Source organism: Streptomyces sp. NPDC053673 (assembly GCF_055585225.1).
Genome location: NZ_JBVJKN010000005.1, coordinates 130916 through 145557 on the forward strand (window position 1 = coordinate 130916; position 14642 = coordinate 145557).

General features: G+C 70.9%; 10 protein-coding genes, 2 tRNA genes and 1 pseudogene. 6 read left to right on the plus strand and 7 right to left on the minus strand.

The features are described from left to right. Nucleotides 1-61 precede the first annotated feature (61 nt). The 3 genes from ACZ6ZQ_RS10020 to ACZ6ZQ_RS10030 form a co-directional block, all read right to left on the minus strand. Nucleotides 62-982 (minus strand): amidohydrolase family protein, encoded by a 921-nt coding sequence (locus ACZ6ZQ_RS10020; protein ID WP_469768059.1) that lies wholly within the window; start codon nucleotides 980-982, stop codon nucleotides 62-64. Between the two features lie 13 nt (nucleotides 983-995). Further along, entirely contained in the window at nucleotides 996-1331 is a 336-nt protein-coding gene (locus ACZ6ZQ_RS10025) for an antibiotic biosynthesis monooxygenase family protein (RefSeq protein WP_469768060.1), read from the minus strand. A gap of 170 nt (nucleotides 1332-1501) precedes the next feature. After that, entirely contained in the window at nucleotides 1502-2383 is an 882-nt protein-coding gene (locus ACZ6ZQ_RS10030) for a DUF2797 domain-containing protein (RefSeq protein ID WP_469768061.1), read from the minus strand. Between the two features lie 261 nt (nucleotides 2384-2644). Here ACZ6ZQ_RS10030 and ACZ6ZQ_RS10035 point away from each other — a divergent pair, with 261 nt between their 5' ends. The 4 genes and pseudogenes from ACZ6ZQ_RS10035 to ACZ6ZQ_RS10050 all read left to right on the plus strand — a co-directional run. Continuing rightward, on the plus strand, nucleotides 2645-2971 hold the full coding sequence (locus ACZ6ZQ_RS10035) for a carboxymuconolactone decarboxylase family protein (protein WP_469768062.1): 327 nt from the start codon (nucleotides 2645-2647) through the stop codon (nucleotides 2969-2971). Nucleotides 2972-3452: 481 nt separating this feature from the next. Further along, on the plus strand, nucleotides 3453-3788 hold the full coding sequence (locus tag ACZ6ZQ_RS10040; protein WP_469768063.1) for a hypothetical protein: 336 nt from the start codon (nucleotides 3453-3455) through the stop codon (nucleotides 3786-3788). Nucleotides 3789-4573: 785 nt separating this feature from the next. After that, nucleotides 4574-5365 (plus strand): glycosyltransferase family 2 protein, encoded by a 792-nt coding sequence (locus ACZ6ZQ_RS10045; RefSeq protein WP_469768064.1) that lies wholly within the window; start codon nucleotides 4574-4576, stop codon nucleotides 5363-5365. 172 nt (nucleotides 5366-5537) lie between these two features. After that, a pseudogene (locus ACZ6ZQ_RS10050) lies at nucleotides 5538-5862 on the plus strand (site-specific integrase); the annotation flags it as partial. A gap of 229 nt (nucleotides 5863-6091) precedes the next feature. On the opposite strand, the gene ACZ6ZQ_RS10055 reads toward ACZ6ZQ_RS10050, so the two are convergent. Further along, nucleotides 6092-6164: transfer RNA gene (locus ACZ6ZQ_RS10055), tRNA-Arg, on the minus strand. Between the two features lie 228 nt (nucleotides 6165-6392). Beyond that, nucleotides 6393-6483: transfer RNA gene (locus ACZ6ZQ_RS10060), tRNA-Ser, on the minus strand. A gap of 392 nt (nucleotides 6484-6875) precedes the next feature. Here ACZ6ZQ_RS10060 and ACZ6ZQ_RS10065 point away from each other — a divergent pair. Continuing rightward, complete coding sequence (locus tag ACZ6ZQ_RS10065) at nucleotides 6876-7337, plus strand: SSI family serine proteinase inhibitor (protein ID WP_469768065.1); 462 nt, start codon at nucleotides 6876-6878, stop codon at nucleotides 7335-7337. Nucleotides 7338-7605: 268 nt separating this feature from the next. Continuing rightward, nucleotides 7606-11766 carry a PAS domain-containing protein gene (locus ACZ6ZQ_RS10070; protein WP_469768066.1) on the plus strand — a complete coding sequence of 1387 codons (4161 nt, stop codon included), beginning with the start codon at nucleotides 7606-7608 and terminating at the stop codon, nucleotides 11764-11766. A gap of 275 nt (nucleotides 11767-12041) precedes the next feature. On the opposite strand, the gene ACZ6ZQ_RS10075 is transcribed toward ACZ6ZQ_RS10070, so the two are convergent. Next, the gene (locus tag ACZ6ZQ_RS10075; protein WP_469768067.1) at nucleotides 12042-13694 is read right to left on the minus strand and encodes a long-chain fatty acid--CoA ligase; all 1653 of its coding nucleotides are present in this window, start codon (nucleotides 13692-13694) and stop codon (nucleotides 12042-12044) included. A 118-nt stretch (nucleotides 13695-13812) separates the two neighbouring features. Further along, a complete protein-coding gene (locus ACZ6ZQ_RS10080; RefSeq protein ID WP_469768068.1) occupies nucleotides 13813-14358 on the minus strand; it encodes a SigE family RNA polymerase sigma factor in 546 nt (181 codons plus the stop codon). Nucleotides 14359-14642 lie beyond the last annotated feature (284 nt).

Here is a 14642-nt window from a genome sequence, read left to right on the forward strand (position 1 = left end):
ACCCTCGGACCGTGCCGTGAGAGCCGCCTTTCCCTTGCCTGTGAATTCCCTGAGAACCGTCTCAGGGGCACAGCGAGAAGAGCCGGGCGCCGTTCCCGTAACAGACCGCTCGCAGCCAGTCGTCCCCCAGCTCCAGCCGCTCCAGCGCCCTCAGCTGGTGCGCATACGGGTACGGGATGTTGGGAAAGTCGGTCCCGAGCAGCACCCGCTCCCCGAGATCCGCCAGCCGCGCCCGCTCGCTCACCGGGAAGGGAGCGAGCCGCTCGCTGAAGTCCGTGAACGCCATCGTCGTGTCCAGCCGCACCTCGCGGTACCGCTCCGCCAGGTCCAGGAAGTCGGTGTACTCCGGCATCCCCATGTGCGCCACGATCAGCGGCAGCCGCGGATGGCGTGCGAGCAGCCGCGCGACCGGCTCCGGCCCGGTGTACTTTCCGGGGGCCGGCCCGGAGCCGCAGTGCATCACGACCGGGATCCCCGCGTCGGAGAGCAGCCCCCACACCGGGTCGAGCAGCGCGTTGTTGGCGTCGTACGCCCCGACCTGAATGTGCGACTTGAAGACGCGCGCGCCGCTCTCGACGGCCCGGCGTACGTACCGCTCCACGCCTTCCTCGGGGTAGAGGGTCGCCGTGTGCAGGCAGTCGGGCGTCCGGGCGGCGAAGTCGGCGGCCCAGCTGTTCAGCCACTCCGCCATGCCCGCCTTGTGCGGATAGAGCATCGAGGTGAAGGCCCGCACCCCGAACCCCTGGAGCAGCGCGATCCGCCGGTCCTCCTCCTCGCGGTACACGATGGGCCACTTGACCCCGGTCAGCGGCCCTACGGCGTCGAAGTACGCCCACACCTTTTCGAGGACACGCTCGGGCATGAAGTGCGTGTGCACGTCGACGAGTCCGGGCAGCCCGAGCCGCTCCCAGAACGCCCTTACCTCCTGAGCCTCACTCGCGCTGCTCAGGCCGGCCCCGCTGTCCCCGCTGTTTCCGCTCATCGCGCTACTCGCGCTACTCGCGCTCAAAGGCGTAGCTCCGCTCGACCTTGCCGACATGAACGCTGTAGCGCTCGTACCACTCGGCGCGCCCCTGCCTGATCGCGCTCTGGTGCTCCAGGTTCTTCCGCCAGACGGCTATGGCGTCCTCGTCCCGGAAATAGCCGACGGTGATGCCGAGCCCGCCGGGGGTGCGGGCCGACTCGTACCCGAGAAAGCCGGGCACCTGCTCGACCAGCTCCTGCATACGGACGGCGGTCTCGCCGTAGCCGCTCGGGTCTTCCTTCAGATGGGACGTGAACACCACGGTGTAGTAGGGCGGTTCGATGCCCGCCACAAGATGATCGCTCATGACGAACACCCTCCGACGTGCGTCGATGCGGTGTCCAGGTGCCCGGTCGAAAGGGATCCCATTCTTTACTGTGTCGGCCGTATCCACCGTCTGACCGTCTCGGCCGTCTGACCGTCTCGGCCGTCTGGCCGTCTGGCCGTCTCGGCCGTCTCGACCTCTTGACCGCACGGTCAAAAGAGCCCGTCCTGTACGCCGCGCGGCAGCTCGTCGACGGGCACGGTCAGGGGGCCGCGCGGATCGGCGCCGACCAGCTCCCACCCGGACAGCAGGCGGGTGTCCACCACAACCACCCGCCCGTCAAAGGTGCTCAGGTGCAGATCGGGTCCGGCCGCGGCGAGCAGCCGCCCGGCGACGGTCCCGCCGTCCACCAGCTCCCGCACCACACCCGAAGCCGCTGGGAGCCCTGCGAGCCCGAACACCCCGACATGGTCGACCACCTCGAACCCGACCCGCTCCAGCGCCTCCGGCCACCCCGCGAGCCCCACAGCCCTCGCGTACAGCTCCATGACCTCGGCGGCCCGTTCGCCCGCGCCGTCCGGCAACAGCGCGCGCACCGCACGCTTCCGCGCGTACGGGATACGGTCCGGCACGCCCAGCGCGGCGCGCAGCAGCTCCTCCGTACGCCGCGCCGCCATCAGCGGCCCGCGCCCCAGCCAGCCGAACACCACGGCCCCCTGCTCCAGCAGCCGGGCCGCGCCCCGCTGCTCGGCGGTGATGCCGACCTTCACCATCCCGGGGCCGAACCAGGCCAGATACACCCGGTACGTCCGCGGGTCGTCGGCGATGGTGTCGGCGGCCACCGAGTGCGCCCGGTCCAGCCGCGCACACTCCGGGCACAGCCCGCCCGTACTCCGCCCCGGCACGACGGCCCCGACCGGACACACATTCCCCCGCGCCCCCAGGCAGCCGCGCTCCCCGACGCCCCGGAACCCGATCTCCTGCCCGTACCCGAGCCGGCTCTCCCGCCGCGCCGCGCCACGCGCCCATCGCAGCACCGGGGCCCCCTGGCCCCAGCCCATCCCCCGGCACTGCCACCGGCCGCCGACGCTCATGCCCCGCACTCCTCAACCACATCCAACGCAAGAGACCCCCGGATCATCTCCAGGAGCCTCGCCCATGTGCCGGCCCGGCCACAGCTCAGCCCCGGGTTCCGTCCCGTTGCCACCCGTCCGCCCCCTGCCCCGGACGATCCCCTGGACAGGCAGCCCGCGGGAAACCGACTTACGGTCGAGCAGTAGACGCTGCACCGGGATGCGGAGCCGTCATTACCGCCCGCTGTTCCTCGTCACGACACCAACAGGAGACATCCCGCCATGGCCACAGCATCTGAAACCCCTGTACTGGACACCCTCGCCGCGATGACGGTCGACTCGATCGAGCGGTGCGGGCTGGCGCCGGACATGTTCATGCTCACCCGCATCGCGGCTCTCGCCGCCTCGGACGCTCCGCCGATCTCCTACGTCGCCCACATCGACCCCGCCCTCCAGGCCGGCCTGACCGCCGAGCAGCTGCAGGATGTCCTGGTCGCCATCGCCCCCATCGTGGGAACAGCCCGCGTCATGACGGCAGCCGGCAACATCGCCAAGGCACTCGGCATCGCGATCGCCGTCGCCGACGCGGAGGCCGAGGGCGGAGCGTAGGGACGCGCCACCACCCCGTACCGCCGCTCAGACAGCCCGGCTCATGGGCACGAACTCTCGGTCGCTGCCTGTTGCGTTGCTCTCAACGCCCCCAGGCACCGGCCGAACAGCGCGTACCCGCCGGCAGCGCAGGCGGCCCCGGAGCTCCCGCGGTCGCCTGCAGCCCGGGGCGTAGTACTCGGTCCGTGCCACGGTCACCACCGTACGCGTTCACTCCTCCACTCCCGTGGGCGTTGCCCAACCAATCCCGTTCGCAGATCAGTTGGAACAGGACGGAACAGCGTACGTACTGACGACCGACGGCACGAGCAAGAGGCGCGGCTCGGCAGACAAACCGAACATATCGCCCATGTTGGGTGATGTACGCGCGGCGGAACGGAGTGAGGCTTTCCCCATCGGCGTCCTGTGCGACCGATGCCGCCGGTGACGGTGCCGTCACGCCCGACCGGCCCCACCGGTGGCGCCCAAGGGAGGTAGAACGATGAACCGGACACGTCGTCTCGCAGCACTCGCACCCCTGATCGTCCCCGCGCTCGCGCTGGGCCCTGCGGTTGCCGCATACGCGTCGACCACCACAGCGCCCGGCGCTGCGCCCAGCGCGACGTGCAATGTCGAACGAGAGTCGAACGGCAGGTACCACCTGTGGGGTGTGGGATTCCCCAGCGGCGCGAAGGTGACCTACTCGGGGTCCGCCTCGGGCACCGTCTCGACGGACGATACGGGAAGGTTTGACGTCGACGGTCTCAGCGGGGCCAAGTTCGTCGTCAAGACAGACAGCGGAACGGCGACGCTCACCTGCGTCATGGTCGAGCACTGAGGATTCCGCGCACGGCGGCCCCGACGACCATCATGGATCTTGTTTGTACATCGAGGCAGCGCCGCACAGTGGTCCCGGTAGCAGGAAACGATGACTCAATCCGCCGCAGAGCGACGCCATGCGTTCCGGGGGCGACGACAGCGACGACAGCACGGTCTGCAGTGGTCGCTGCACTTCGCTGCTGTACGGCATGACAAAGCCCCCTCCGGGATGATCCCGAGGGGGCTTTGATCTATGTGCACTCGGCAGGATTCGAACCTGCAACCTACGCAGTTGGACAGTCATCACCGTCTGCCATCAGGTGTCCAGGAGCACTGCCTTGAGTTCGGCCGGTCGGGTCTTGCAGAGCACTTGGCCGTGAGATGCCTCACTCCCACGACCGCTCAATGGGCGCTGTCTGACGTCGTTGATGTCAGATGGGCGATGTCAGCTCGGCCGACCAGATGAAGCGAGTCGGACAACCCTCACCAGCCGACCTCCATGAATGTCTGAGGACGCAGCCCTGGACGATGACGCGAGCTGAGCGTCACCCGGTGCATCCCGACTCCCACGCAATCGCTCGCAACGCGGGTCCGCCAACGCCGAAAGGACCTTTGGCCATAGTGCGACTGGCAGTCATCATGGGGTGATAGCAGCTGAGTTGGATCGCGCATCCGTCTGGAATGTGCGGTCGAACTCAGGAGGTGCCTCACGACGTCGAGGCTGAACAGCGAGGTTCCAGCGTTGGTACGCGTGGAGGACGGGATCGAGATGCTGGACGCGGAGTCCGCGGCACGGTGGTTTTTGTGAGCAACCTCGTGACTGTCATAACGGCCGTGCACGCCGCTGGGGCTCAGTATCTGCTCGACGCCTACGCATCTTTGGTCAAGCAACAGCTCCCCCGCGGTTGGGATTGGCAGTGGATCATTCAAGAGGACGGCCAGACCGGTACGGTGGCCGGCTGTCTGCCATACGACTCACGAATCGACTTCAGCGACGGGCGGCACGGCGGGCCTGGTGTGGCGAGAACGATGGCGCTCAGCCGAGCCGAAGGCAGCCTCATCAAGGTGCTCGACGCGGATGACATGTTGACGCCTGACGCATTGGCCCGCGACATCGCGGCCCTGACCAAGCGGACGGAAACCGGGTGGACTACATCACGGGCTCTGGACCTTCTCCCCGACGGCTCGACGGTGGGATCTGATCAGGAGCCGCCTGAAGGGCTGGTTGAACGGGGGGAGTTGCTGCGTCGCTGGGAGACCTACGGCCACGTTCCGCCGGTGGTTCCTGGCACCCTGTGCATCAGACGTGATCTGCTCCTTGCGTTGGGCGGTTGGATGGCCCTGCCGGCTTCAGAGGACACTGGACTCCTTCTTGCTGCGAACGCTGTGAGCCAGGGGTACTTCACCGCGCAGGCGGGTCTCCTCTACCGCAAGTGGCCTGGACAGAGCACCAGGCAGCCCGTGCACGCAGATCCCACCGAACGGGAAGCGCGCATACGCATCATCAGGGCCCGCGCCGAAGCGTTGAGCCTCGTTTCTGCTCCGAGCCACCGTGGAAGCGGCCAAGCCGAGCGGCCCCTGGCTTCACGCGCCTGACCAGATGCTTGATCGGCCGGATCAGCGTGCCTCATCTTGACAGACGCTGCGGGACCGGGACCGTGAGCTGTGGTCGGCGGGAACGGCCTCGCCGGTGACGGCGAGGCCGGGTGTCTCGGTGGGGATCTGGATCGCGGCGTGCCCAAGCCCTGCGCCGCCGGATCAAGCCGTGGTCCGTCGCCGAGAGACGAAGACCGAGGACTCGGACGACTTCCTGCCTCTGCCGGCACTCTGCTGCCTCAAGGCCCTGCGCATGCGCCGTGCCCAGCAACTCGGCGACCGGAAGGCTGCTGGGGAACTGTGGCAGGACGGTCACGACCTGATCTTCACGACGAAGTACGGCACCCCGCTCGAGCCGGGGAACCTCACCCGCATGTTCGCGCTGCATGCACGCCGCGCCGGGCTCCGGGAATCCCGCTCCGGAGCACCGGGCACACACGTGGAGCTCGCTCCTGGTCGCGCTCAAGGTCCACCCGAAGGTGACTCAGCGCATCCTCCCCTTGAGCTGGCGGGCATCTCTGGGATGAGTGCATCACTCGCGATGTCGCATCAGGCCATGTGCCGCGATCCGACGTCAGCGCCCCACGGAAACCGTGATCATTCCGCCGACAGAACCTCAACGCCTAGCCGGTCCGAGTCGGACTGGCTGCGGTGGTTGCTGTGCTTCGCTGCCGTACAGCACGACAAAGCCCCCCCGGGATGATCCCGAGGGGGCTTTGACCTGTGTGCACTCGGCAGGATTCGAACCTGCAACCTTCTGATCCGTAGTCAGATGCTCTATCCGTTAAGCTACGAGTGCTTGTCTCCCGGGCTTTTCTGCCCGGTCGGCGTTGCGGGAACAACATTACATGACCTGCGCCGTCAGACGAAATCCATTAGCCAAACCCCATCTGACCTGCGCAAATGCCCGTACGCCCGCGCAAGCGCCCACCCCTGGGGACTCCCTGGCGAGACTCTTGAAGAACGGCCGGGAACGACCGGGAACGACCGAAGCCCCGGCCGTGGGGCCGGGGCTTCGGTGATCGCGCGGAGGCGGAGGGATTTGAACCCTCGATGGGCTTTAAGACCCAAACCGCATTAGCAGTGCGGCGCCATAGACCGGACTAGGCGACGCCTCCAGCACACCCGCGCGGGCGCGAGTGGTGCGTGCAGATGATGACACAGCCGGGTGGGGTGTCACCAATCGCTCCCCACGGTACTAGGCACGCGGGCCCTGGGGCAAAGAGGTACCCGCGCCCCGGCGGGGCCGCGTGGCGCGGAGCGGCGCCGGCCGACGCAAACGAACCGGCACAAGCGGTCGGCAGCCGGTCGATGCGCGGTCGGCAGCCGGTCGATGCGCGGCCGACACCCGGTCGATGCGCGGCCGACACCCGGTCGATGCGCGGCCGACACCCGGTCGATGCCGTTCGCGCCCCGGTCGGCCCAGCCCGGGTTGCGCAACGCACGGGCGCGCGGAGCGTTAGAGATGCCGGGGCGCCGTCCCCAGATCCTTGACCCTCAGGGAGCACACATGCTTCGCCGCCTCGTCCTCACCGTCGCCGCGACCGCCACAGCCTCCGTCGCCGCGCTGACCGCCGTCGCCCCGCCCGCGGGCGCGTCCATGCTCGGGCCGATCCCGCTGCCTCTGCTGGAGCTCGAACCGGGGGACCGGCTCACCGTGACCACCACGGACACCGGGAACCCGAATGCCAACGGGGAGTACCAGCTGACGTGCGCCCCGACGGGCGGCACGCACCCCGAGGCGCAGGCCGCCTGCGACAAGCTGGCGCAGTTCGCCACGGACGCGCAGAACCCGTTCGAGCCGGTCGACGACGACGCCATGTGCACGATGCAGTACGGCGGCCCGGCCACCGCGCGGATCACCGGGTCCTGGCAGGGCAGGAGCATCGACGCCACGTTCGACCGCAGCGACGGCTGCGAGATCCGGCGCTGGGAGCACCTGGAGCCGGTCCTGCCGACCGCCCGGTACTAGCGCACCCACGCCACCCGCACCCGTCCGCACCCGTCCGCACGATTGCGGGCGGCGCGGACAGCGTCCAGGTCGGCGGGCGTTCCGGAGGCTGTCCCCCGGGGAGCGGGACGACTCCGTGTACACAGAACCTTGGTGAGAGCTCCCCCTCATCCACCGCCGCAGGCGCATCCCCTGCCTTTAGACTCCCTCCAGTGACAGGCCGCGGCCCGAGGGGCAAGATGGGGCCGGCCGTCCGCAAGATGCTGTATGTCAGGGAGGAAGCGTCGTCGTGAGCAGCAGGCCATCCCGAGGCGCTGCTCGCCTCGCAGCCATACTCGACGCCCTCCCGGACGGGCTCGTTCTCGTCAACTGCAACGGCACGGTCGTCAACGCCAACACCATCGCCCTGGAGATGTTCGAGACGCCCGGTACGGCGCTCGTCGGACGCGGTCTGCTCGATCTCCTGCCGTCCTTCGACTCGAAGCTGATCCCCGGATCGATGCGGCGGCCCGACTCGGCCGACGAGCGGGGCCGTACGAAGCCGACCCGGATGGTCGCGCGCCGCACCGACGGCGGAGAGTTCCCCGTCGAGGTCACCAGCGCGAGCCTGGAGGACGGCCGCGAGGCGTACGACTCGTACGGCAGCGGCAGCGGCGGGAGCAGCAGCTACACCGGCGACGAGCTGCTGATGCTCGTCGTGCGTGACCTCTCCGGCACCGTCGACACCGAAGCCGAACTCGCCCGCTCCCAGCGGCAGACCGAAATGATCCTGCGCGCCGCCGCCGAAGGCGTCGTCGGGACCGACACCGACGGCAGGGTCGTACTCGTCAACCCGGCCGCCGCCCAGATACTCGGCTTCCGCGCCAGTGATCTCGGCGGCAAGGAGCTGCACCCGCTGATCCTGCACTCCCGGCCGGACGGCGAGCCGTTCCCGTACGACGAGTCGCCGCTCGCGGACACGCTCAGGTCGGGGCGCAAACACCGGGTCCGGGGCCAGGTGCTGTGGGCGAAGAACGGCAAGCCGGTGCCGGTCGACCTGACGACCGCGCCGGTACGGGACGGGGACCAGCTGGTCGGTGCGGTGATGACGTTCACCGACCGGCGTCCCTACGAGGAGCTGACGCAGCAGCACACCACGGAGATCGCCGAGCGCCACGAGCGGCACACGGCCGAGCTGGCCGAGCGCGACGAGAAGTACACCGCCGAGATCGCGCGGCTCGACGAGAAGTACGCGGCGGAGCTGGCCGACAGGGCCGAGCGGTACGCGGCGGAGATCGAGGAGCGGGACGAGCGGGAGGCCTCGCTGACCGCCCGGCACGCCCAGCTGATCGCCGTACTCGGCGAGTCGCTGCGCGGGCCGCTGGAGGAGCTGCGGGGCGAGCTCGGCAAGCTGGCCGCGGACCCGGCCGGGCAGCTGTGGCCGGAGGCCAACCAGATCCTGCACCACCTCGCCGCGGGCTACGCCCGGATGACCACGCTCGTCGACAACGTGCTCGGCTTCCAGCGGCTGAACGCCGGTACCGACCAGCTGGCCAAGGCGAACGTGCTGCTCGACGCGGTCGTGACGGCCGGCGTCGAGGGCGCGGTCGAGCTGATCGGCCCTGGGCGCGCGCAGTTCGCGGTGCACGCCCCGACGATCGAGGCCGAGGTGGACGCGGCCCGGCTGGCGACGGCTCTGGCCCATCTGATCGCCGATGTCGCCGGCGTCGATTCGACCGGGCAGACCCGGGTCGTCGTGGGAGCGGGCGGCGGGTACGTCGACTCGACGATCGTGGTCGCGGCGGCGCAGCGCGGCGATGTCGTACGGATCGAGGTACGGGGACCGTACGCCGGGGGCGATCCGGTGCACGAGCCGATCGTCCGCGGGATCGTGGCGGCTCATGGCGGGGTGCTGCAGACGCACGAGGTGCCGGGGATGAGCGGCAGCGCGTACGTCCTGGAGGTGCCGCTGGGGGCGGGCTCGGGGACGGTGACGCCGCCGTCGGCCCCGTCCGCCTCGGCCGAGCCGGAGGCCGCGCCCGCGCCGCCCGCGCCCACGTCGGGTGGCGGTCGGCGGCGCGCACGGCGGGCCTCCACGGACGCGTTCCTGGAGAGCCCCGTGGAACCGGAGCCGTCCGGCGAGCCTTCGGGCCGGCGCCGGGCGCGCACGGACGCCCAAACGGACAGTGGCACAAACGGCGGTGCAAGCGGCGCGGGCGGCAGCGGTACGAACGGCGCGGGCGGCAGTGTCGGTGGTGACGGTGCGGGTGCCGGTGGCACGGGGCGTCGTCGCGGACGGCCCAGCCCCGCCGAGGCGGAGGCACCGGCCCCGGCGGCCGAAGGCTCCGTCGTCACCTCCGCGGAGGCCGGCGCCGGGCGCCCGGCGCTCGGGAACACGGTCCCGCCGCAGGGCGTGGGGCCTGAGGCGATGGTCCCCCAGGGCACAGGCCGCCGCGCCCGCCGCGCCCAGGCGGCGCTGCCCGCACTGCCTTCCGCGCCGTCGGCTTCCACGACTACTGCTGCTTCCGCGACTGCTGCGGCTCCGGCAACTTCTTCGACTCCTCCGGCCGGTGTGCCTTCGCCGCAGGCGGCGACGGCCCCTGCCGCGCCGGGCGCCACGACCGCCGGTGCCTGGGGGGACGGCGCATCCGGCGTGAGCCCGATTCCCGCTCCTCCCGCCCCTCCCGCTCCTGGCACCTCGGTCACGGTCGGCGGGTCGCACGACGGCGGCGCGGGCGGCAGTGGCGTCGGCGCCGGTGCGCTGGAGCCCGCCGGTACCGGTGCGCAGCCGGGTGGGCGGCGAGCACGGCGGGCTCTGTCGACCGCACAGGAGCGGCCCAGGCCCACCGGGAACACTGAGGACACCGGGGACACCGAAAACGCGCGAGCCGCGTTCGCGCTGCCGCCCGCCGAGGCCGACCGCGCCCCGGTCCCGCCGACGGCACCGGCGCCCGCGCCGGCCCCCGCCCCGGATCACGGTGACGAGGGCCGCCACGACGCCGCACATACCGAGCCGGGCGCCGATCACACCCCGCCGCAGCCGCACCCCGTACCGACCGGCCGCCGCCGGGCGCGCACGGCCGAGAACGGGGCCTCCGGGCAGGGCCTCGCCGCCCTCGCCGAGGCTGGGACGGCGCCTGCCGCTGCGGGCGGCGGCGGCACCGGATCCGTGCCCCTGCCGCCCGCCGCGGTCACCGCGCCCGGGCCGCGCCCCGCCGCTCAGCCGCTGCCCGCCGAGGCACCGGCACCGACACCCGTGGAGGCAGTGGCGGCTTCCGCCGACGCGTCGCAGGGCAGGGCGTTCAGCGTGCGCACGCTCGGCCAGGGCGTACCGTTCGCCCAGCAGATCGCCAAGCAGCAGAACCAGCAGTCCTCGTCGCAGCTCCCGCCTGTCCCGCAGACCTCACAGGCCACGCAGGCCACGCAGGCCACGCAGAACCAGACGCTCGGCTCCGGGCGCCGGCGCAAACTGGCCACCCCGCCCGAGAACAAGCTGGCCACCCCACCCGAGAAGGAGCGTCCGCTGCCCGAGGCGGCCGCACGGCCGCACCCGCAGCCCCAGCCCCAGCCCCAGCTGCCGCAGGTTGCCCAGCAACCCCACCAGCGGCTTTCCGTTCCCGCCGAGGGCCGGTCGTACGCGATAGGCGCACCGGACGAGGGCGCGGAGGGGCCCGAACCGCTCGACGGCCCCGGCGGCGCCGTCGAGGTGGCGAACCAGCCGCAGCCCGTGCCCGTCGACGACGAGCTGCCCCCGGAGCCGCTGGACAATCCGCGCCGACTGCTGGTCTGGCCCGCGCCGGACGTCGCCACGCAGCAGGCGCTGAGCGACCGCGGCTACCGGCCGGTGATCGTGCACTCGCGCGAGGAGGTGGACGCGCAGATCGCCGCGTTCCCCGCGGCGCTCTTCGTCGACCCTCTGACCGGGCCGATCACGCGCACCGCCCTCCAGTCGCTGCGCCAGGCGGCGGTGGCGGCCGAGGTGCCGGTGCTGCTCGCGGCAGGACTGGGGCAGGCCACGCGCGAGGCGGCGTACGGCGCCGACCCCGCCGTACTGCTGAAGGCGCTGGCGCCGCGCGACAGTGAGCAGCACCCGTCCCGGGTGCTGCTGATCGAGGAGCACGACGACATCGCGACCGCGCTGACGGCGACGCTGGAGCGGCGTGGGATGCAGGTCGCGCGGGCCGGGGCGGACGCGGACGCGGTGACGCTCGCACAGCAGATGCGGCCGAACCTGGTGGTGATGGACCTGATGCAGGTACGCCGCCGGCGCGCCGGGATCATCGACTGGCTGCGTGCGAACGGGCAGTTGAACCGCACCCCGCTGGTCGTCTACACCTCCGCGGACCTCGACCATGCGGAGCTGCCCAAGCTCTCCTCGGGCGAGACGGTCCTGTTCCTCGCGGAACGGTCCACGAGCGCCGAGGTGCAGGGCCGGATCGTCGACCTGCTCGCGAAGATCGGTACGAACTGACCCGAACGCGGGCGACCAAGGGCGGACGCGGGCGAGCGAGGAGGGACGAGGCGGAACGCGCCTCATCCCCCTGCCGCCGAGCGGGCCCGGACCGGCACGGCGTCGGCCCCGCAGCTGTCGCGCTGCGGGGCCGACGCGGCTCCTGAACCGCTGATTGCCGCTGTCCGGAGGGACGGAGGAACGAAGGAGGCCAGGGGGTCAGGGGGTCAGGGGGCGAAGCGGACGAGGGGGCGAGGAGCCGGAGGAGCCGGGTGGCGGATCGCCCTCGGCCTGCGTCAGCGCAGTTCGGTGACGTCCAGCTCGCCCTCCGCGTACTGCCTGCGGATCACCTTCTTGTCGAACTTCCCGACGCTCGTCTTCGGCACCGACGGGATGATCGCCCAGCGCTCCGGCAGCTGCCACTTCGCGATCTTCCCGGCGAGGAAGTCCTTCAGCGACGCGTAGTCGGCGGTGGAGCCTTCCTTCAACACGACCGTGGCCAGCGGGCGCTCGCCCCACTTCTCGTCCGGTACGGCGACGACCGCCGCCTCCGCGATCTCCGGGTGTGACATCAGCGCGTTCTCCAGCTCGACGCTGGAGATCCACTCACCACCGGACTTGATGACGTCCTTCGCCCGGTCGGTCAGCGTCAGGAAGCCGTCGGGGCCGATGACGCCGACGTCACCGGTCTTCAGCCAGCCGTCCTCGCTGAACTTGTCGACGGGCGTGAGGTCCTCGCCCGAGGCGCCGCCGTAGTACGCCCCCGCGATCCACGGCCCGCGCACCTCCAGCTCACCGGCCGACACGCCGTCCCACGGCAGGAACTCGCCGCCCGGGCCACGCAGCCGGGCCTCGACTCCGGCCGGGAAGCGGCCCTGGGTGAGCCGGTACCCGAACTCCGCCTCCGTACCGACCGCGTGGGCCGGCGGCCTGGCCACCGTGCCCAGCGGCGAGGTCTCCGTCATGCCCCAGGCGTGGCAGACGCGCATGCCCAGCTTGTCGAACGCTTCCATCAGCGACGGCGGGCAGGCGGAGCCGCCGATGGTCACCTGGGCGAGGGAGCTCACATCGCGGGGCTTCGCCGAGAGTTCGGCGAGGAGTCCCTGCCAGATGGTGGGGACGGCCGCCGCGTGCGTCGGGCGCTCGGTCTCGATCATCTCGGCGAGCGGGGCGGGCTGAAGGAAGCGATCCGGCATGAGCATGTTCACGCCGGTCATCAGCACGGCGTGCGGCAGGCCCCAGGCGTTGACGTGGAACTGCGGGACGACGACAAGGCTGGTGTCGGCATCCGTCAGACCCATCGACTCCGACATGTTGACCTGCATGGAGTGCAGATAGATCGAACGGTGGGAGTAGACGACGCCCTTGGGGTCGCCGGTGGTGCCGGAGGTGTAACACATCGCCGCGGCCATGTTCTCGTCCAGCGCCGGCCAGTCGTACGCGGTCGGCTTGCCGGCGAGCAGCTCCTCGTACTCGTGCACCTGGACCTGCGCTCCGTCGAGGAGGGAACGGTCGCCCGGGCCCGAGACCACGACATGCTCGACGGTCGACAGATGCGGGAGCAGGGGTGCGAGCAGCGGCAGCAGGGAGCCGTTGACGATGACCACGCGGTCGGCGGCGTGGTTGACGATGTAGACCAGCTGCTCGACCGGCAGCCGCAGATTGAGGGTGTGCAGGACGGCGCCCATGCAGGGGATGGCGAAGTACGCCTCGACGTGCTCCGCGTTGTTCCACATCAGGGTCGCGACCCGCTGGTCTCCGACGACGCCGAGATCCTCGCGGAGGGCGTGCGCCAGCTGGGCCGAGCGCTCACCGATCTCACGGTAGCTCCGGCGGTGCGGCTCGCTCTCCCCGGTCCACGTCGTGACCTGCGATGATCCGTGGATGGTCATCCCGTGATTCAGGATGCGGGTCACGGTCAGTGGTACGTCCTGCATGGTGCTCAGCACGGCGTCCTCCCGGTGGGCGCACGGCAGTAAGGGTGTGCAGATTCTGCGCACATACCACGCGGTATGTCACTACCCCCGGGTACGAAAACCAGGACGAAAACTTGTCGGCGCCCGGTCGTCAGCGCACCGGGGACAGTTCCGGGTCTTCGCGGAGCTTGCCGAGGGCCCGGGAGACCGCGCTCTTGACCGTGCCGACGGAGACCCCGAGCACCTCGGCCGTCTGGGCCTCGCTGAGGTCCTCGTAGTACCGCAGGACGACCATCGCGCGCTGCCGGTCCGGAAGCTTCATCACGGCACGCCACATCGCGTCGTGCAGCACCTGCTGCTCTGCCGGGTCGGGGGTGGGCACCCCGGACGGCTCCGGCAGCTCGTCGCACGCGAACTCGTCGACCTTGCGCTTGCGCCACTGCGACGTACGGGTGTTGAGCAGCGCGCGGCGGACGTAGCCGTCGAGCGCCCGGTGGTCCTCGATGCGATCCCAGGCGACATACGTCTTGGTGAGCGCGGTCTGCAGCAGATCCTCGGCGTCGCTCGGGTTCGCCGTGAGAGAGCGGGCGGTGCGCAGCAGCACGGGCCCCCGCGCCCGTACGTACGACGAGAACGACGGGTAGGAGGGCGGCGGCGCGGCGGCCCTGGAAGCGGTCGCGCAGACTGGCGTGGTCATGGCTCCACGCTAGGAGCGGCCCCTGCCCACAGGGATCGGCCCCAGGTCCCGAAACCGGGTCCGCCTCAGGTTGTAGGGGCGAGGCCGTCCCCACCTCCTTTGGGTGGAGGAGCCGTGGCCTCTAGGTCAGGGTCGGCGGCCCGGCCGGCGGGCCCGGTCGGCGGCCCGGCAAGTGGGTTCGGTCGGCAGCCCGGCCGGCGGCTCGGCAAGTGGGCCCGGCCGGCGGCTCGGTCGGCGGGCTCGTCCGCTCAGGCGGGCTGCCCTTGGACCTCCGATGTCCGTCC

Bases quoted from the DNA above. Each gene is read 5' to 3' on its own strand.
- ACZ6ZQ_RS10080 (WP_469768068.1), bottom strand. From the start codon at position 14,358: ATGACCACGCCAGTCTGCGCGACCGCTTCCAGGGCCGCCGCGCCGCCG.
- ACZ6ZQ_RS10030 (WP_469768061.1), bottom strand. From the start codon at position 2,383: ATGAGCGTCGGCGGCCGGTGGCAGTGCCGGGGGATGGGCTGGGGCCAG.
- ACZ6ZQ_RS10040 (WP_469768063.1), top strand. From the start codon at position 3,453: ATGAACCGGACACGTCGTCTCGCAGCACTCGCACCCCTGATCGTCCCC.
- ACZ6ZQ_RS10035 (WP_469768062.1), top strand. From the start codon at position 2,645: ATGGCCACAGCATCTGAAACCCCTGTACTGGACACCCTCGCCGCGATG.
- ACZ6ZQ_RS10065 (WP_469768065.1), top strand. From the start codon at position 6,876: ATGCTTCGCCGCCTCGTCCTCACCGTCGCCGCGACCGCCACAGCCTCC.
- ACZ6ZQ_RS10020 (WP_469768059.1), bottom strand. From the start codon at position 982: ATGAGCGGAAACAGCGGGGACAGCGGGGCCGGCCTGAGCAGCGCGAGT.
- ACZ6ZQ_RS10025 (WP_469768060.1), bottom strand. From the start codon at position 1,331: ATGAGCGATCATCTTGTGGCGGGCATCGAACCGCCCTACTACACCGTG.